Source organism: Paraburkholderia hiiakae, from assembly GCF_904848665.1.
Taxonomy (GTDB): domain Bacteria; phylum Pseudomonadota; class Gammaproteobacteria; order Burkholderiales; family Burkholderiaceae; genus Paraburkholderia; species Paraburkholderia hiiakae.
The window spans coordinates 540,211-558,207 of record NZ_CAJHCQ010000001.1; the positions used below are offsets into that span (position 1 = coordinate 540,211).

The window sequence follows — 17,997 nt, forward strand, 5'->3', positions numbered from 1 at the left end:
CACACGCGGCGATGCAGACGAACCTCGCGGACTTCATACGCAACACCCCCGACGGCGACGAAGCCGACGCGATTCTGCGCAAGTGCGTGCATTGCGGCTTCTGCACCGCGACCTGCCCGACCTATCAGTTGCTCGGCGACGAGCTGGACGGCCCGCGCGGGCGCATCTATCTCATGAAGCAGATGGTGGAAGGCGCGCCGGTCACGAAGAGCACGCTCACGCACCTCGACCGCTGCCTCACGTGCCGCAGTTGCGAGACGACCTGCCCTTCGGGTGTGCAGTACGGGCGCCTCGTGGAAGTGGGCCGCAAGCACGCCGAACAGATGGTGAAGCGTCCGCTGCGCCAGCGCCTCATGCGCCGCCTGCTCGCGGGCCTGCTGCCGCGCCGCGCGCTCTTCACGCCGGCCATGCGCCTCGGCCAGCAGGTGCGCCCGCTCCTGCCCAAGCGTCTGCGCGACAAGGTGCCCGTGCGCCAGCGCTCGCTCGCGTGGCCCACGGCGAAGCACGCGCGCAAGATGCTGATGCTGCAAGGCTGCGTGCAGCCCTCGATGATGCCCAACATCAACATCGCCACCGCGCGCGTGCTGGATGCACTGGGCGTCGAGACGATCGTCGCGCCGCAATCGGGCTGCTGCGGCGCGATCCGCCTGCATATGGGCTACACCGACGATGCGCTCGACGACGTGCGCGCGAACATCGACGCCTGGTGGCCGTACATAGAGAACGGCGTCGATCAAGGCGTGGAGGCGATCGTGATGAACGCCTCGGGCTGCGGCGCGACGGTGAAGGAATACGCGCATCTGCTGCGCGACGATCCGGCCTATGTGGAGAAAGCGCGCCGCGTGGTCGAACTCACGCGCGATCTTTCCGAACTGCTGCCCGCGTTCGAGGAACAGTTGGTGGCCGCGACGAGGCGGCGCAGCATCAAGACGGTGGCCTGGCATCCTCCCTGCACGCTGCAGCATGGCCAGCAGTTGCGCGGCGGCGTGGAGAAGCTGCTCACCGCGCTCGGACTCGACGTGCGGCTGCCCGCCGATAGCCATCTTTGCTGCGGCTCCGCGGGCACCTATTCGATCACGCAGCCGCGCCTTTCCTACACGCTGCGCAACCAGAAAGTGGACCGGCTGCAGGCGCTGGAGCCACAACTGATCGTTTCCGCCAACATAGGCTGCATCACGCACCTGCAAAGTGGCACGGCGATTCCGGTCACGCACTGGATTGAGCTGGTCGAACATATGCTCGCGACAAATTGAGCCATCGGCAATGAAATCAGCGTAGCGAACCGCACGGCGCGCCAACAGTCGGCCGATTGGTATAAGACCGGGCATAGGCTTTCTGGCCAGTGTTTCGCGCCGTGCGCACTCCGTATAATGGCCGTCGTTCTGTTCGTTTTGGATCCAAAAGCGGCGCGAGCCACGCACGCGCCAGCCTTCAAGCCCGATGACCGATCTCTCCCACACTCTCGAAGCTGTCCGCGAGCGCATCGCGGCCGCCGCCCGCAACGCCGGCCGCGACCCGCAAAGCGTGGCGTTGCTCGCGGTTTCGAAAACGTTTCCCGCGCAGGATGTACGCGCCGCTCACGCTGCCGGCCAGCGCGCGTTCGGCGAGAACTACGTGCAGGAATCCGTGGACAAGATCGAGGCGCTCGCGGACCTGCGCGCGAGCATCGAATGGCATTTCATCGGGCCGCTCCAATCGAACAAGACACGCCCCGTAGCCGAGCGTTTCGACTGGGTCCATTCAGTCGATCGTCTGAAGATTGCCGAACGCCTTTCGGCGCAACGTCCCGCCGGCATGGCGCCGCTCAACGTCTGCCTCCAGGTCAACGTGAGCGGCGAGGCCAGCAAGAGCGGCGTCACCCCGCAAGAAGCGCAGCAGGTCGCGAGACAGATCGCCGCCCTGCCCAACCTGCGCCTGCGCGGGCTCATGTCGATTCCCGAGCCGGAAACCTCCCTCGAGGCGCAACGCGCGCCGCACCGCCAACTGCGCGAGCTGTTCGAAGCGCTTCGCGCAGAAGGCCTCGCGCTCGACACGCTCTCCATGGGCATGTCGGCCGACCTCGAAGCCGCTGTGCTCGAAGGCGCGACGATCGTGCGCGTCGGCACCGCGATTTTCGGCGCGCGCGACTACTCTCTTTGATTCACTGAACGATTCCATCACCATGAAAATTGCCTTCATCGGCGGCGGCAACATGGCCGCCGCACTCATCGGCGGCCTGATCCGCAAGGGCGTTCCCGCCGACAATCTCTACGCGATCGATCCGAACGAAGACGCCCGCAAGCGCAGCACCGAGCAGTTCGGCGTGCGCACCGGCGCCGCCGCAGACGCCGCGCTCGTGTCGTATGACGCAGTTCTGATCGCAGTGAAGCCGCAAATCGCCAAGGCCGTGGCTGAAGGCATCGCTCCTTACCTCGGCGCGCACCAGGTCGTCATCAGCATCATGGCCGGCATTCGCATCGACGACCTTTCGCGCTGGCTGAACGGCCATGCGCGCGTCGTGCGCACGATGCCGAACACGCCTGCGCTGATCGGCATGGGCGCAACCGGTCTCGTCGCGAGCAGCGGCGTCGACGCGGCGGGCCGCCAGCTTGCGTCCGACGTGCTCGGCGCCGTGGGCCAAACGGTGTGGTTCGACGACGAAGCGAAGATCGACGCGGTCACCGGCATCTCGGGCAGCGGCCCGGCCTACGTGTTCTACTTCATCGAAGCGCTCGAAGAAGCGGCGCGCCAGCTCGGCATGGACGAGCAGCAAGGCCGCGCACTGGCCATCGCCACGTTCGCGGGTGCGGCGCAGCTCGCGCTGCAATCGGACGAGCCGCCCGCCGTGCTGCGCGAGCGCGTGACCTCCAAGGGCGGTACGACGGCCGCCGCGCTGGCGTCGTTCGATGCGTCGAGCGTGAAGGCCGCCATCGTCAAGGGCGCGCTCGCCGCAGATGCACGTGCGAAGGAAATGGGCGAGGAATTCGGCAAGCAGTAAGCCTGCCGCAGCGTCCTGAAAAAAAAAGCGCCGGGTGTGTCATGCACCCGGCGCTTTTTCGTTTGGAGTCGATCTGGCCTTAGAGTCCCGCGACGGCGTAATGGGCCGCGATCCCTACGAACAGCACGCCGCCCAACCAGTTGTTGTGACGGAAGGCGGCGAAGCACGGCATGCGCTCGCGGCCCTTGATCAGCGTGTAGTGGTAAATCGCGCATCCCACCGCGGCCGCCCAGCCGAGCCAATAAAGCCAGCCAAAACCGAGGGTCAAGCCCACCCACACGTAAATGCCAAGCGTCACCGCGTAGCAGAGCATGATCGCGAGCACGTCGAACCGGCCGAACGTGAGCGCCGAGGTGCGAATGCCGATCTTGATGTCGTCGTCGCGATCGACCATGGCGTACTCGGTGTCGTAGGCGACGGACCAGAATACATTCGCGGCCAGCATGATCCACGCGAGTGCTGGCACGTGCTCCTGCACGGCGGCGAACGCCATCGGAATGCCGAAGCCGAATGCAATGCCCAGGTACGCCTGCGGTATCGCGAAGAAGCGCTTGGTGAACGGATACGACGCAGCCACGAACAGCGCCACGACCGAAAGCTGCTTCGTGAGCCCGTTGAGCGGCAGGATCAACAGGAACGACACGAGCGCGAGGCCCGCGGCAATCGCCACGGCTTCCCAGGCGCGAATGCGGCCCGACGTGATGGGGCGCTCGGCCGTACGCTTCACGTGGCGGTCGAAGTCGCGGTCGGCGTAGTCGTTGATCGCGCAGCCCGCCGAGCGCATCAGCACCGTGCCAAGCGTGAAAATGATCAGCAGCGAAAGCGGCGGATGACCGTCTGAGGCGATCCAGAGCGCGTTGAGCGTCGGCCAAAGCAGCAGCAGGCTGCCGATCGGCTTGTCCATGCGGACGAGCCGCAAATAGAGCGGGAGTCGGGCGAACATGATCGGGGCGGGAAAAGCGATGCCGCTATTGTAGGCCAGAGGTAGGCCAGGGCGCCGCGTTGCCGCCTGCGCCCTTGCCGCGAGCCGCACCCGAGCAAAAAGGGCCGCCGGACATCCGGCGGGCCTTGCACTGCACTTCTCGTGCGGCGCCGCTCTTTATATCAAGCCAGCAGCGAGCGCAGCATCCATGCGGTCTTTTCGTGCGTCTGCATGCGTTGCGTGAGCAAGTCGGCGGTCGGCTCGTCGTTGGCCGCTTCCGTTGACGGGAAGATCGCGCGCGCGGTGCGCACCACGGCTTCCTGGCCTTCCACCAGTTGGCGGATCATGTCTTCCGCGCTCGGCACACCGTCCGCTTCGGGAATCGACGAGAGCTTCGCGAATTCCTTGTAGCTGCCCGGCGCATGCACGCCCAGCGCTCGAATGCGTTCGGCGATTGCGTCCACGGCCAGCGCGAGTTCGTTGTACTGCCCCTCGAACATCAGATGGAGCGTGTTGAACATCGGCCCCGTAACGTTCCAGTGGAAGTTGTGCGTCTTCAGATACAGCGTGTAGGTGTCCGCGAGCAGGCGCGAGAGACCATCCGCGATCTTCTTGCGATCCTTGTCGCTGATGCCGATATTCACGTGCTGTACGGTTGCTTTTTTGGCCATGACGACTCCTTGTGTAGCAGTGAGACTACGCGTGCTCGTTGCGATCCGGTTGCGCCGCCTACGCCTCTTAATGCTGGCGCGCGAACGCTCGATCGGCCGTCAGTGTAGCCTGGAAATATCAGAAAACCGGCTCATCCGGCCCTAGTGCCCAGCAACGAGCCCGGCTCGTTCAATGTCCCGCGAGGTGCGCCAGGGCTTGCGTGGCGATCGCCACGAAGCCGCTCGCCACAATCGCGAAGCCCACCACGTGACGCACGATCTGCGTGCCTTGCGCGCGTGTGCGCGCCATCGTAGCGGCCTCGCCTCGTCCCATGGTTCTGAGGGTCATCGTCATCGTTCGGGTCATGATCGTGCTCCTTTAGTGTTTCCTGGAAGTCCTGCTTCGGGCGCGGCTCGCTGTCTCAGCGTTGTGACAACAAACCGCGCCTCCTGCCTTATTTGGCCTGCTTCGCGATCGCGTCGATCACGCCTTGCGCATACGCCGGATCGGCGCGGCGGAAGTGCTCGATCTGGCGCTCCACGATCTCCGCGGGCACACCGTTGATATGCCGCGCGATGTTCGCGAAGAGCCGCTCGCGTTGGCCCGCGTCGAACAGCCGGAACAGCGCGCCCGGCTGGCTGTAGTAGTCGTCGTCTTCGCGGTGATCGTAGTGATCGACCGCACCCGCTGCGAGCGGCGGCTCACCGGCCTGCGGACGCTGCGCGAAGTCGCCGGAACGGCTCGGCTCATAGTTCACGTTGCCGCCGAGGTTGCCGTCGGTGCGCATTGCGCCATCGCGGTGGAACGAGTGGAACGGGCAACGCGGCGCGTTCACCGGAATCTGGTGATGGTTCACGCCAAGGCGATAGCGCTGTGTGTCGCCATACGAAAATAACCGCCCCTGCAACAAGCGATCCGGCGAGAAGCCGATGCCCGGCACCACGTTCGCCGGCGAGAAAGCGGCCTGCTCGACATCGGCGAAATAGTTCTCCGGATTCCGGTTCAACTCGATCGTGCCGACGTCGATCAGCGGGTAGTCCTTGTGCGGCCACACCTTCGTGATGTCGAACGGGTTGTACGGCACCTTCGCGGCATCGGCCTCGGGCATCACCTGAATGCGCAAGCGCCACTTCGGGAAGTTGCCCTTCTCGATCTCGTTGAAGAGATCGCGCTGCGCCGATTCGCGGTCCTGAGCAATCACCTGCGCCGCTTCGGCATCGCTGTAGTTCTCCACGCCCTGCGCCGACTTGAAGTGGAACTTCACGTAAAAGCGCTCGTTGCCGGCGTTGATGAACGAGAACGTGTGCGAGCCGAAACCGTGCTGCTGGCGATAGTTCTTCGGAATGCCGCGATCGCTCATGAGGATCGTCACCTGATGCAGCGACTCCGGGTGACGCGACCAGAAGTCCCACGCGGCCACGTTGCTGCGCATGTTGGTGCGCGGGTCCCGCTTTTGCGTGTGGATGAAGTCCGGGAACTTGAGCGGATCGCGAATGAAGAACACCGGCGTGTTGTTGCCGACGATGTCCCAGTTGCCCTCTTCCGTGTAGAACTTGATCGAGAAGCCGCGCACGTCGCGTTCTGCATCGGCCGCACCGCGCTCGCCCGCCACGGTCGAGAAACGAATGAAGAGCGGCGTTTCCTTGCCCACTTCGCCAAACACTTTCGCCTTCGTGTAGCGCGAGATGTCGTGCGTGACCTTGAGCGTGCCGAACGCGCCTGAGCCCTTCGCGTGCACGCGGCGCTCGGGAATCACTTCGCGGTCGAAGTGCGCGAGCTTTTCGAGCAGCCACACGTCTTGCAGCATCACGGGGCCGCGCGGACCGGCGGTGAGGGAGTTCTGGTTATCGACGACGGGCGCGCCGGCTGCCGAGGTGAGAGTACGGTCGGTCATGCTGGATTCCTTTCTTGCTTGCGGGTGTGTTCTGGAATGCGGGGAACTTTGCGGCGGGGTCGCGCGAGAGACGTCAGGCGGACAGCGCGCGGTCGACCAGCAGCGAGAACCACACAGTGCGAAGGCCAGAATCGGCGCGGGCCGAGATGCTGGGTGCGGGAGTGTTCGAGTGGGTGGTGTGCATCGCTTCCTCCAGGGAGTTCCGGTTGGGATCGGTTTGAGGAAACTTTATCAGCGACTATCGATATATAAAATTTGATTTATTTAATCTATCGAATAGGCGTTGATTATTGGGGTCGCAAGAAACGTAAGGATTAGGAGAGGGATTTGCAGCGCGGGCGAATGCCGCGCCACAGAGGTAAACGCGCCGCGCAGCCCGAAAGGCGCACGGCGCGATGTACGTCAGGCCGCCTCGGCAGGCGCCTCGATCTTCCTCACGCCAGGCAAGTCGCAGGCGTGGATGGCGTCGACGATCGCCTCGATCGCCGGCAAGCGCGTGAAGCTCTTGCGCCACGCAAGCACCACGCGGCGGTCGGGCACCGGCTCGTCGAACGGCACGTAGGACAGCAGCCCGGAATCAACACCGCCCGCGTGCGGCTTCACCTCGGTCACCGACATGCGCGGCAGCACGGTAATGCCAACACCGCTCGCGACCATATGGCGGATCGTCTCCAGCGACGAGCCTTCGAAGGTCTTCTGGATGCCGTCGGCGTTTTGCGAGAAGCGCATCAGTTCCGGGCAGACACCCAGCACGTGGTCGCGGAAGCAATGGCCGCTGCCGAGCAGCAGCATGGTTTCCTGCTTGAGGTCGTCCGGGTCGATCTTCGGGCGCTGTTCCCAGGCATGGCCCGAAGGCAGCGCCACGACGAACGGCTCGTCGTAGAGCGGCCGCAGCGTGAGGCCGGTTTCGGGGAACGGCAGCGCCATGATCGCCACGTCGATCTCGCCCTGCTTGAGCAGTTCGATGAGCTTGAGCGTGTAATTCTCCTGCAGCATGAGCGGCATTTGCGGCACGCGCTTGATCATCTGCTTGACGAGCGTGGGCAGCAGGTACGGCCCGATCGTGTAAATCACGCCAAGGCGCAGCGGCCCCACGAGCGGATCCTTGCCCTGCTTGGCGATTTCCTTGATCGCGAGCGTCTGCTCGAGCACGCGCTGCGCTTGCGTCACGATCTGCTCGCCGATGGGCGTCACGCTCACCTCGCTCGTGCCGCGCTCGAAGATCTGGACGTTCAGTTCGTCTTCGAGCTTCTTGATGGCGACCGAAAGGGTCGGCTGGCTCACGAAGCAGGCTTCCGCGGCCCGTCCGAAGTGGCGCTCTCGAGCTACCGCGACAATGTATTTCAATTCAGTGAGCGTCATTCGGGGACCAATCAAAAAAGGTGAATCAATAGTTTGTAGTTATACACCTATGGCGAAGATTCGCCAATAATCAGCACCCCTATGCGGGGCGTGATCATCGCAAAAGGGTCAGGGTCAGACGGCGCAGGCGCGCGCAGGTTCCTCACCACGGACTAAATGGACTGTTTACGCTTTCAGGTACTGCTCGCGCGCGCCGAGCCAGCGATTCAGATGCTGCGTGACGACATGCGGAAACTCGTGCAGCAGGCGATCGGCGGCGCCGCGCGCGGGCTCGATGAGCCACGCGTCGTTTTCGAGGTTCGCGAAGCGCAGCATCGCCGCGCCGGATTGACGCGCGCCAAGGAATTCGCCGGGGCCACGGATTTCGAGGTCCTTGCGCGCGATCTCGAAGCCGTCCGTCGTTTCGCGCATGGTTTGCAGGCGCGCGCGGCCCGTGAGCGACAACGGCCCCGTATAAAGCAGCACGCACACCGAAGCGGCGCTGCCGCGCCCCACGCGCCCGCGCAACTGGTGAAGCTGCGCGAGGCCGAAGCGCTCCGCGTGCTCGATCACCATCAGCGAGGCGTTGGGCACGTCCACGCCCACTTCGATCACCGTCGTCGCCACGAGCAGTTGCACTTCGTTGCGTGAGAACGCATCCATGACGGCGGCCTTGTCCGTGGAAGCGAGGCGCCCGTGCACGAGGCCCACGGTGAGTTCCGGCAGCGCGGCCACGAGCGTTTCGTAAGTCTCGACGGCCGTTTGCAGCTGCAACGTCTCGCTCTCCTCGATCAGCGGACATACCCAGTACACCTGACGACCCGTGAGCGCCGCCGCGCGCACGCGCGCGATCACTTCCTCGCGGCGCGCGTCGGAAATGAGCTTCGTGAGGATCGGCGTGCGGCCGGGCGGCAGCTCGTCGATGGTGGAGACGTCGAGGTCGGCGTAGTACGTCATGGCGAGCGTGCGCGGGATCGGCGTGGCCGACATCATCAGTTGATGCGGCTGGAACTCGCGGTGCGCCTGATCCGGCGCTTTCGCGTTCTGCGCCTTGGCACGCAATGCGAGCCGCTGCTCGACGCCGAAGCGATGTTGCTCGTCGACGATCACGAGGCCAAGGCGCGCGAATTCCACGGCATCCTGAATGATCGCGTGCGTGCCGATCACGAGCTGCGCCGTGCCGAGCGCCGCGGCTTCGAGCGCCGCGCGCTTCTCCTTTGCCTTCAGGCTGCCCGCCAGCCACGCCACCTGCACGCCGAGCGGCTCGAGCCAGCCGCGCAGCTTGCGCGCGTGCTGTTCCGCGAGAATTTCGGTAGGCGCCATGAGTGCGGCCTGGTAGCCCGCGTCGATGGCCTGCGCGGCCGCGAGCGCCGCGACCACGGTCTTGCCGCTGCCGACGTCGCCTTGCAGCAGGCGCTGCATGGGGTGCGGCTGTTCGAGATCCTGTGCGATTTCGGCGACCACGCGCTCCTGCGCGCCGGTGAGCGTGAACGGCAGCGCGCCGCGCAGACGCGCGAGCAGCGTCTCTTCGCTCTTGCGTCCCGCGACGTGGCGAGCCATGGCGGGCGCGGCGCGCGTGCGGCGCTCTTCGTGCGCGCGCTTGAGCGACAGTTGCTGCGCGAGCAGTTCCTCGAACTTGATGCGAGTCCACGCGGGATGCGTGCCGTCGATAAGCTCGTGCTCGTCGGCGTTCACGGGCGGATGGTGCAGGGTCTTGACCGCATCCATGAGGGGCGGCACGTTCAGCGGATCCATGAACTCGTGCGCCACCGTTTCGGGCAGGAGTTCGGGCAGATGCGCGCGCGAAAGCGCGTTGTCGATCGCCTTGCGCAGATACGCTTGGGTCACGCCCGCCGTGGACGGATACACCGGCGTGAGCGCCTGCGGCAGCGGCGCGTCGCCCTCCACGACCTTCACCGCCGGATGCACCATCTCCATGCCGAAGAAACCGCCGCGCACGTCGCCGCGCACGCGCAGACGCTTGCCGATCGCCATCTGCGCGACCTGCGAACCGTAGAAGTTCAGGAAGCGCAGATGAAGTTCGTCGCCGTTGTGGTCTTGCAGTTTCACGACCAGTTGGCGGCGCGGACGATAGGCGATCTCGTTGTCGAACACCACGCCTTCGGTTTGCGCGATGCCGCCCGGCAGCAGTTCGCCGATGGGCGTGAGCGTGGTTTCGTCCTCGTAGCGCATCGGCAGATGCAGCACGAGATCGATGTCGCTGCGCAGTCCGAGTTTGGCGAGGCGGTCGGCGGTTTTGGTGAGCTTGGGCTTGTCTTTGGCCGCGGCTTTTTCGGCAGCTTTTTCTGCGGATTTTTTGGCGGCGCGTTTGCGCGCGGGCGCTGCAGCCCCTTGCGCCTCCTCCGGCTGCCGCGTCCGCGCGCCGTCCTCGGGCAGGCGCGCGTCGTCGGGCGCGTCGCTCGCGGAATCGGATTCGGACATCAATCGGTTAGCGGATGGGGGCATAGGCAGCTTCGCAAGTACAATATCGGCTTTCCGGCATGGCGCGGCGCGTGCAGCGCGACGGCCTTGCTCTCGGGCACATCGCTGGCGTCGCTATCGCGCATGTCCCGCAATCATAGCTGCTCACCGTGCGTGGGCGGCCATTGCAGCCGCTTTTTGGGGCGCAACCGTTTGACGGTGCGGCCCCGCAAAGCCGCCGCGCGCCGGGCCTCCGGCGCATTTCCGTTATTTCAGGCCGCATGTTCAAGCTTTCCGATTTCGATTTCGACCTCCCCGAGGAACTGATCGCGCAGACCGCGCTGCCCGAGCGCAGCGCGAGCCGTCTGCTGGAGGTCGACAACACCACGCCGTTGCCAGGCCAACCTGCGCGTTTCAGCGACCGCCGCTTCTCCGAACTGCCCGCGTGCATCGCGCCGGGTGACTTGCTCGTCTTCAACGATACCAAGGTGCTGAAGGCGCGTTTCTTCGGCCAGAAGGCCAGCGGCGGCAAGATCGAGGTGCTCGTGGAGCGCCTGACCGGCGCGCGCACGGCGCTCGCGCAGATCCGCGCGAGCAAGAGCCCGGGCCCCGGCACGGTGCTGCGCCTCGCCGACGCGTTCGATGTGACAGTGGGCGAGCGCGTCGACCAGTTCTACACGCTGCACTTTCCCGAAGACTGCCTCACGCTGATCGAGCAACACGGCCGTCTGCCGCTGCCGCCCTACATTACGCACGACGCCGACGCGAGCGACGAAACGCGCTATCAAACGGTGTTCGCGCAGAATCCGGGCGCGGTGGCCGCGCCCACGGCGGGCCTGCATTTCGACGACGCCCTGCTCGCGCAACTCGACGCGCAAGGCGTGGAGCGCGCAACGCTCACGCTGCATGTGGGTGCGGGCACGTTCCAGCCGGTGCGTGTGGAGAACATCGCCGAGCACAAGATGCATAGCGAGTGGTACGAGCTGCCGCAGTCGCTCGTCGACAAGATCGCCGCCACGCGCGCGCGCGGCGGCCGCGTGATCGCCGTGGGCACGACCTCGATGCGCGCGCTCGAAGCCGCCGCGCGCGACGCCGACCGCGAAGGCCGCGCGCTCGCGGCAACGCAGGCGGAAACCGATATTTTCATCACGCCTGGATACACGTTCCGCGTGGTCGACCGGCTCGTCACGAACTTCCATCTGCCGAAGTCGACGCTCTTGATGCTCGTATCGGCGTTCGCGGGCATCGAAACGATCCGCGCGGCGTATCGTCACGCAATTGCCGAGCGGTATCGCTTCTTCAGTTACGGTGACGCGATGCTGCTCACCAGGACAGACGACGCGCTCAACAAGTAACACTCACGCTTTCCAGGCCGTCACGCGACAGACAAACCACGCGCGGCGGCGTTTCACCATCTGCGCCGGACTGTTTTCCGGTTGCACAGGAGTCCATGCATGACCGACGGTCATCAAAACAACGCACGCGCCGAACACGGTGCATACCTGGGCGAACGCCCGCAAAATGGCCTGAAATTCGAGCTGCTCGGCACCGACGGCCTCGCGCGCCGCGGCCGCGTGACGCTCAATCACGGCGTGGTCGAAACGCCGATCTTCATGCCCGTGGGCACCTACGGCACCGTGAAGGCCACGCAGCCGCGCGAGCTCGAGGAAATGAAGGCGCAGATCATCCTCGGCAACACCTTCCACCTGTGGCTGCGCCCAGGTCTGGAAACGATCGAGGCGCATGGCGGCCTGCACCGCTTCATGGGCTGGAACCGCCCCATCCTCACGGATTCGGGCGGCTTTCAGGTGTTCTCGCTCGGCGACCTGCGCAAGATCTCGGAAGACGGCGTGCGCTTCGCCTCGCCCGTGAACGGCGACAAGCTGTTCCTCTCGCCAGAAGTGTCGATGCAGATCCAGAAGGTGCTGAACTCGGACGTCGTCATGCAGTTCGACGAGTGCACGCCCTACGCGACCAACGGCGTGCCGACCACGCACAAGGAAGCCGCCGACTCCATGCGCATGTCGATGCGCTGGGCGCAGCGCTCGATCGACGAATTCAACCGCCTGGGTAATCCGAACGCGCTCTTCGGCATCGTGCAAGGCGGCATGTTCGAGGACCTGCGCGACGAATCGCTAGCCGGCCTCTCGCAGATGCCGTTCCACGGCTACGCGATCGGCGGTCTTTCGGTGGGCGAGCCCAAGGAAGACATGATGCGCGTGCTCGAACACATCGCGCCGAAGCTTCCGGCCGACAAGCCGCACTACCTGATGGGCGTGGGCACGCCGGAAGACCTGGTGGCGGGCGTGGCCTCGGGCGTCGACATGTTCGATTGCGTGATGCCCACGCGCAACGCGCGCAACGGCTGGATCTTCACGCGCTTTGGCGACATCAAGATCCGCAATGCCGTGCACCGCAACTCGCTGCGCCCGCTCGACGAACAATGCGGCTGCTACACCTGCCGCAACTTCACGCGCGGCTACCTGCACCATCTTCACCGTGTGGGCGAGATTCTCGGCGCGCAGCTCAACACGATCCACAATCTGCACTACTACCTGGAGCTGATGAGCGAGATGCGCGCGGCAATCGAGACGAAGACGTTCGCGGCGTTCCGCCAGCGCTTCGCCGAGCAGCGCGCACGCGGCGTGGACTGAGCCCGGCCACGAAACATTACAATAACCTTTCGCGACAAATGGCGCGGATAGGGCATCCGGTCCGCTCGAACCGCCCAGCTTTTGACATGCGGGCACGCCGCGCCGGGGTGCGATTCGAGATAAGCACTTGATCGCAAAGCCTATTTTGCGTCATCGTCGCGATGAATGCCGGTGGTAGAATAACCGGCTCGCTTTTTGATCGTAAAAAACGGAGAGACCAACGTGTCGTTCATTTCCAATGCCTTCGCGCAAGGCAGTGCAGCAGGTAGTGCCGAATCGAGCCTCATGAGCTTCCTGCCGCTCATTCTGATGTTCGCTGTCCTGTACTTCATCATGATCCGTCCGCAGATGAAGCGTCAGAAGGAACATCGCAACATGCTCTCGGCCATGGCCAAGGGCGACGAAGTGATCACGAGCGGCGGCATCGTCGGCAAGGTGACCAAGGTCAGCGAAGCCTACGTGGGCGTCGAAATCGCTGATGGCACGGAAATCACCGTGCAGAAGTCGTCGGTCTCGACCATCCTGCCGAAGGGCACGATCAAGTCGCTGTAAAGCTTCACGGCATTATCGAGGCCGTTGCCTCCCAAAGAACGGCCTCGCGCGCCCCGCCCGCCCTCGCAGCCACTGACAAGAAAACGTCAATGCAGGAACGCCCCGAAGGCAACGCCGGACGCGCGCACAGCGCTTAAGGCCATTCCCCTCCCCCGTTGGGTCAACCAATGAACCGTTATCCCCTCTGGAAATATGTCGTGATGCTGGTGGCGCTCGTCATCGGCTTCGTGTACACATTGCCCAATTTCTTCGGCGAAGCGCCCGCGGTCCAGGTGTCGAGCGGCAAGGCCACGGTCAAGCTCGACTCGGGCACGCTCGCCCAGGTCGAAGCCGCGCTGGCCGCGAACAACATCAAGGCTGCCGACGTCACGTTCGACAACTCGTCGTTGAACGCGAACATCCGCGTGCGCGTCGCCGACACGGACACGCAGCTGCGCCTGAAAGACGCGCTCAACCACGCGCTGAACGCCGACCCGAGCGACCCGCAGTACATCGTCGCGCTGAACCTGCAGAGCGCTTCGCCGCGCTGGCTCACGTCGCTGCACGCGCTGCCGATGTATCTCGGCCTCGACCTGCGCGGCGGCGTGCACTTCCTGCTCCAGGTCGACATGAATGGCGCGCTCAACAAGAAGCTCGACTCCGACGCTTCGGACGTGCGCACGCTTTTGCGCGACAAGAACATCCGCGACGGCGGCGTGAACCGCGTGAACCAGTCGGTGGTCGTCAATTTCGCCGACGCCGACGTGGCCGAGGAAGCGCGCAAGCTGCTCGCGGGCACGGGCGGCATCACCGAACTCGCGTGGGCCACGCAGAACAATCCCGAAGGCGGCGTGCAGCTCGTCGGCACGTTCACGCCGGCTGTGAAGACGGCGGTTCAGCAAGCCGCGCTCAAGCAGAACATCCAGACGCTGCATAACCGCGTGAACGAGCTTGGCGTGGCCGAGCCCGTGATCCAGCAGCAAGGCGACGACCGTATCGTGGTCGAGCTGCCGGGCGTGCAGGACACCGCGAAGGCGAAGGACATCATCGGCCGCACGGCGACGCTCGAAGCGCGCCTCGCCGACCCGATGGGCCTGCACCCGGACGTGAACGCGCCGGTACCGCCGGGCGACGAGCTTTTCACGCAAGGCAACGCCGCGCCGGTGCTGCTGCGCAAGCAGGTGATCTTCACCGGCGACCGCATCATCGACGCCTCGGCGGGCTTTGACGAGCATCAGCGTCCGTCGGTCAACATCCGCCTCGATTCGGCGGGCGGCCGCGCGGTGCGCGCCGTGTCGCGCGACAACATCGGCAAGCCGATGGCGATGGTGCTGTTCGAAAAGGGCAAGGGCGAAGTGCTGACAGTGGCGACCATCCAGTCGGAACTGGGCGACCGCTTCCAGATCACGGGCCAGCCCACGCCGCAGGCGGCCGCCGACCTCGCGCTGCTGCTGCGCGCAGGCTCGCTGGCCGCGCCGATGGACATCATCGAGGAACGCACGGTCGGCCCGAGCCTTGGCGCGGACAACATTCGCAAGGGTTTCGACTCGGTGATCTACGGCTTCGCCGCCATCGCCGTGTTCATGATCGCGTACTACATGCTGTTCGGCGCGATCTCGATGATCGGCCTTTCGGTGAACCTGCTGTTGCTCGTGGCGGTGCTCTCGATGCTGCAGGCCACGCTCACGCTACCGGGTATCGCGGCTATCGCGCTGGCGCTCGGTATGGCCATTGACGCGAACGTGCTCATCAACGAGCGCGTGCGCGAAGAGCTGCGCCACGGCGCGCCGCCGCAACTGGCTATCCAGAACGGCTACGCGCACGCCTGGGCGACGATTCTCGACTCGAACGTGACCACGCTCATCGCCGGTCTCGCGCTGCTCGCATTCGGTTCGGGCCCGGTGCGCGGCTTCGCGATCGTGCACTGTATCGGCATTCTCACGTCGATGTTCTCGGCCGTGTTCTTCTCGCGCGGTCTCGTGAACCTCTGGTACGGCGGCAAGAAGAAGCTCAAGTCGCTCGCGGTGGGTCAGGTGTGGCGTCCGGAACCCGATGAAGGTACGCCCGCGCTCGCAGGCGCCGACGCTGGCACGGATACGGGTCGCGCGATCGCTGCAAATGCCACAAGCGCCACGAAGCGCGAACCGGCCAAGGCCGGCGCTAAGGGCGCCGCGCGCGCCAAACCGGTCGTGCGCCGCCGCGATGCCCAGGGCGGCAGCGGCGGTTCGGGCAACAACACCGGCTCGTCCCGCTGATACGGAGTCAAGAACATGGAATTTTTCCGCATCCGCAAAGACATCCCGTTCATGAAGCACGCGTTGATCTTCAACGCGATCTCGCTCATTACCTTCATTGCGGCGGTGTTCTTCCTCTTCCACCGTGGCCTGCATCTGTCGATCGAGTTCACGGGCGGCACGGTCATCGAAGTGCAGTACCCGCAGGCGGTGCCGCTCGAACCGCTGCGCGACTCGCTCACGAAGATCGGCTACGGCGACGCCCAGGTGCAGAACTTCGGCACCTCGCGCGACGTGCTGATCCGCCTGCCGCTCAAGTCGGGCCTCAGTTCGGCGCAGCAGAGCGACCAGGTGATGTCCACGCTCAAGGCGGCGGACCCGCAGGTGCAGTTGCAGCGCGTGGAGTTCGTCGGTCCGCAGGTCGGCAAGGAACTCGCCACCGACGGCCTGCTCGCGCTCGCCTGCGTGGTGGCGGGCATCGTTATCTACCTGTCGTTCCGCTTCGAATGGAAGTACGCCGTGGCCGGCGTGATCGCGAACCTGCACGACGTCGTGATCATCCTGGGCTTCTTCGCGTTCTTCCAGTGGGAGTTCTCGCTCTCGGTGCTCGCGGCGGTGCTCGCCGTGCTCGGCTACTCGGTGAACGAATCGGTCGTTATCTTCGACCGGATTCGCGAGACCTTCCGGCGCGAGCGCAAGATGAGCGTCGCCGACGTCATCAACCATGCGATCACGAGCACGATGTCGCGAACCATCATCACCCACGGCTGTACGCAAATGATGGTGCTCTCGATGTTCTTCTTCGGCGGCCCGACGCTGCACTATTTCGCACTGGCGCTGACGGTCGGTATTCTCTTCGGCATCTACTCGTCGGTGTTCGTCGCGGCGGCACTCGCGATGTGGCTCGGCGTGAAGCGCGAAGACCTCGTGAAGGACAAAAAGGAAAAGTTCGATCCGAACGATCCGAACGCGGGCGCGCAGGTTTAAGCTGCGCTTCAGCAAAAAAGCCGGTTCTCGCGAACCGGCTTTTTTTTCGTGCATACGCAACGGCCTTCGCCGCGCCATCGTTCCTGGCTACTGCTTGATGCCCTCGGTCTGGATGTGCAGCGTGGTCTTCATCTTGAAGCCGTACTTCTTGCCCATGTCCATACCGAAGTCGTCGCGGTTGAATTCGGCCTCGGCCTCCACGCCGCACACCTCGCGCTTGAGCACCGGGTGTTGAATGCACTTGAACGACTCGATCTCCAGCTTGAGCGGTCGAGTCACACCGTGCAGCGTGAAGTCGCCGATGACCTCCTTGGGTGTGTCGCCGTCGAAGACGATGCGCGTGCCCTTGTAGGTCGCGGTGGGATATTTCGCGACGTCGAAGAAGTCGTCGCCCAACAGATGCTTGTCGAGTTGCGGATTGCCGGTCTGCACGGAGGACGGATCGATCGTCACGTCCACGGTGCCCGTTTTCGCCGCGCGGTCTAACGTGACCGTGCCCGTGGTCTTCGTGAACTTGCCGCGCCACGTGGAAAGGCCGCCGAAGTGGTCGGCCTCGAAGCTCGGAAACGTGTGGTTCGGATCGAGCTGGTAAGTATCGGCGGCGTGCGCCAACTGGGCTGCGAGCGATACCAGGGCGGCCCCAGCGGCCATCAATGCGAGCTTGTTCAAAGGCATCTCCTTAAAGCCGTCGAGCTACTTGTGCGCGACGACGATATGAAACTTGATGAGCACTTCGTCGGCGACGATCGAGGTGTCCTTCCACTCGCCGGTGCCGATTTCGAAGGCGAGCCGGTGGATCGGCAGCGTCCCGTCGAAAGTCTGCGTTCCGCCCTGCTGCGTGAGCACGACGGGCACGGCCACGTTCTGCGTGTGCCCCTTGATCGTGAGTTTGCCGCTCACGCTGTACTGGTTCGTGCCGGTCGGCGCGATCGCGGTCGAGACGAACGTTGCCTGCGGGAACGACTTCGCGTCGAACCAGTCGGGCCCGTGCACCGAATCGTTGTAGGTCGGGTCGCCAAGATCATAGCTCGCCGTGTCGACCGTGATCTTCGCGCTGCCGCTCGCGGGCTTGCCCGGATCGAAGTCGATCCGGGCGTCGAACTTCGTGAAACTGCCCTGGACCGGCACGTTCATCTGGCGCGAGACGGCGACGATCGTGCTCTTCGCCGCGTCGAGCTGCGCGTGGGCGGCCCCGCCCGCGAACAGCGCCGCGACGCCCCCGGCCCACAGCGCAGCGGCCCCGACTGCCTGGCGCCACCGATAAAAACGAATCCACCTCGACAATGCTTCCATGATCGTCTCGCTTTGATTTCGTAGTCGTTCGCTTCGTGGACCTGGCCTCGCCGACGTTCCGCAGCCATCCGGCTCCCATGCCCGAAAGATAA

The 17,997-nt window shown here is 64.7% G+C and carries 16 protein-coding genes; 8 read left to right on the top strand and 8 right to left on the bottom strand.

Going from position 1 to position 17,997, the window contains the following annotated elements; all coding sequences use genetic code 11:
* Window positions 1-11 precede the first annotated feature (11 nt).
* From glcF to proC, 3 genes are all read left to right on the top strand, one after another.
* Window positions 12-1,253 carry a glycolate oxidase subunit GlcF gene (glcF, locus tag JMY28_RS02325; protein ID WP_201694236.1) on the top strand — a complete coding sequence of 414 codons (1,242 nt, stop codon included), beginning with the start codon at window positions 12-14 and terminating at the stop codon, window positions 1,251-1,253.
* 187 nt (window positions 1,254-1,440) lie between these two features.
* A complete protein-coding gene (locus JMY28_RS02330) occupies window positions 1,441-2,139 on the top strand; it encodes a YggS family pyridoxal phosphate-dependent enzyme (protein ID WP_201694238.1) in 699 nt (232 codons plus the stop codon).
* Between the two features lie 22 nt (window positions 2,140-2,161).
* Window positions 2,162-2,977, top strand: a complete 816-nt coding sequence (gene proC / locus JMY28_RS02335; protein ID WP_201694240.1) for a pyrroline-5-carboxylate reductase — start codon at window positions 2,162-2,164, stop codon at window positions 2,975-2,977.
* 79 nt (window positions 2,978-3,056) lie between these two features.
* On the opposite strand, the gene ubiA is transcribed toward proC, so the two are convergent.
* The 6 genes from ubiA to recG all read right to left on the bottom strand — a co-directional run bounded on the left by ubiA (window position 3,057) and on the right by recG (window position 10,227).
* Window positions 3,057-3,920 carry a 4-hydroxybenzoate octaprenyltransferase gene (ubiA, locus tag JMY28_RS02340; protein WP_201694242.1) on the bottom strand — a complete coding sequence of 288 codons (864 nt, stop codon included), beginning with the start codon at window positions 3,918-3,920 and terminating at the stop codon, window positions 3,057-3,059.
* Between the two features lie 161 nt (window positions 3,921-4,081).
* Window positions 4,082-4,570: a Dps family protein gene (locus JMY28_RS02345; protein ID WP_201694244.1), complete on the bottom strand. Its 489-nt coding sequence runs from the start codon at window positions 4,568-4,570 to the stop codon at window positions 4,082-4,084.
* 169 nt (window positions 4,571-4,739) lie between these two features.
* Window positions 4,740-4,916, bottom strand: a complete 177-nt coding sequence (locus JMY28_RS02350; protein ID WP_201694245.1) for a hypothetical protein — start codon at window positions 4,914-4,916, stop codon at window positions 4,740-4,742.
* Between the two features lie 88 nt (window positions 4,917-5,004).
* A complete protein-coding gene (locus tag JMY28_RS02355) occupies window positions 5,005-6,444 on the bottom strand; it encodes a catalase (protein ID WP_201694246.1) in 1,440 nt (479 codons plus the stop codon).
* 402 nt (window positions 6,445-6,846) lie between these two features.
* Window positions 6,847-7,806 carry a hydrogen peroxide-inducible genes activator gene (locus tag JMY28_RS02360; protein ID WP_201694247.1) on the bottom strand — a complete coding sequence of 320 codons (960 nt, stop codon included), beginning with the start codon at window positions 7,804-7,806 and terminating at the stop codon, window positions 6,847-6,849.
* A 165-nt stretch (window positions 7,807-7,971) separates the two neighbouring features.
* Entirely contained in the window at window positions 7,972-10,227 is a 2,256-nt protein-coding gene (gene recG / locus JMY28_RS02365; RefSeq protein WP_407945455.1) for an ATP-dependent DNA helicase RecG, read from the bottom strand.
* A 260-nt stretch (window positions 10,228-10,487) separates the two neighbouring features.
* On the opposite strand from recG, the gene queA reads away from it, so the two are divergent.
* From queA to secF, 5 genes are all read left to right on the top strand, one after another.
* On the top strand, window positions 10,488-11,561 hold the full coding sequence (queA, locus tag JMY28_RS02370; protein WP_201694249.1) for a tRNA preQ1(34) S-adenosylmethionine ribosyltransferase-isomerase QueA: 1,074 nt from the start codon (window positions 10,488-10,490) through the stop codon (window positions 11,559-11,561).
* A 99-nt stretch (window positions 11,562-11,660) separates the two neighbouring features.
* Entirely contained in the window at window positions 11,661-12,860 is a 1,200-nt protein-coding gene (gene tgt, locus JMY28_RS02375) for a tRNA guanosine(34) transglycosylase Tgt (protein ID WP_201694250.1), read from the top strand.
* A gap of 222 nt (window positions 12,861-13,082) precedes the next feature.
* Window positions 13,083-13,412, top strand: a complete 330-nt coding sequence (yajC, locus tag JMY28_RS02380; RefSeq protein ID WP_201694251.1) for a preprotein translocase subunit YajC — start codon at window positions 13,083-13,085, stop codon at window positions 13,410-13,412.
* A gap of 167 nt (window positions 13,413-13,579) precedes the next feature.
* Window positions 13,580-15,646 carry a protein translocase subunit SecD gene (gene secD, locus JMY28_RS02385; protein WP_201694253.1) on the top strand — a complete coding sequence of 689 codons (2,067 nt, stop codon included), beginning with the start codon at window positions 13,580-13,582 and terminating at the stop codon, window positions 15,644-15,646.
* Between the two features lie 15 nt (window positions 15,647-15,661).
* Window positions 15,662-16,612, top strand: a complete 951-nt coding sequence (gene secF, locus JMY28_RS02390) for a protein translocase subunit SecF (RefSeq protein WP_201694255.1) — start codon at window positions 15,662-15,664, stop codon at window positions 16,610-16,612.
* A gap of 87 nt (window positions 16,613-16,699) precedes the next feature.
* Here the strand turns inward: secF and JMY28_RS02395 are convergent, their stop codons facing one another.
* Both JMY28_RS02395 and JMY28_RS02400 read right to left on the bottom strand, forming a co-directional pair.
* A complete protein-coding gene (locus JMY28_RS02395) occupies window positions 16,700-17,263 on the bottom strand; it encodes a YceI family protein (protein WP_201694597.1) in 564 nt (187 codons plus the stop codon).
* 42 nt (window positions 17,264-17,305) lie between these two features.
* On the bottom strand, window positions 17,306-17,905 hold the full coding sequence (locus tag JMY28_RS02400) for a YceI family protein (protein ID WP_201694256.1): 600 nt from the start codon (window positions 17,903-17,905) through the stop codon (window positions 17,306-17,308).
* Between the last annotated feature and the right edge of the window lie 92 nt (window positions 17,906-17,997).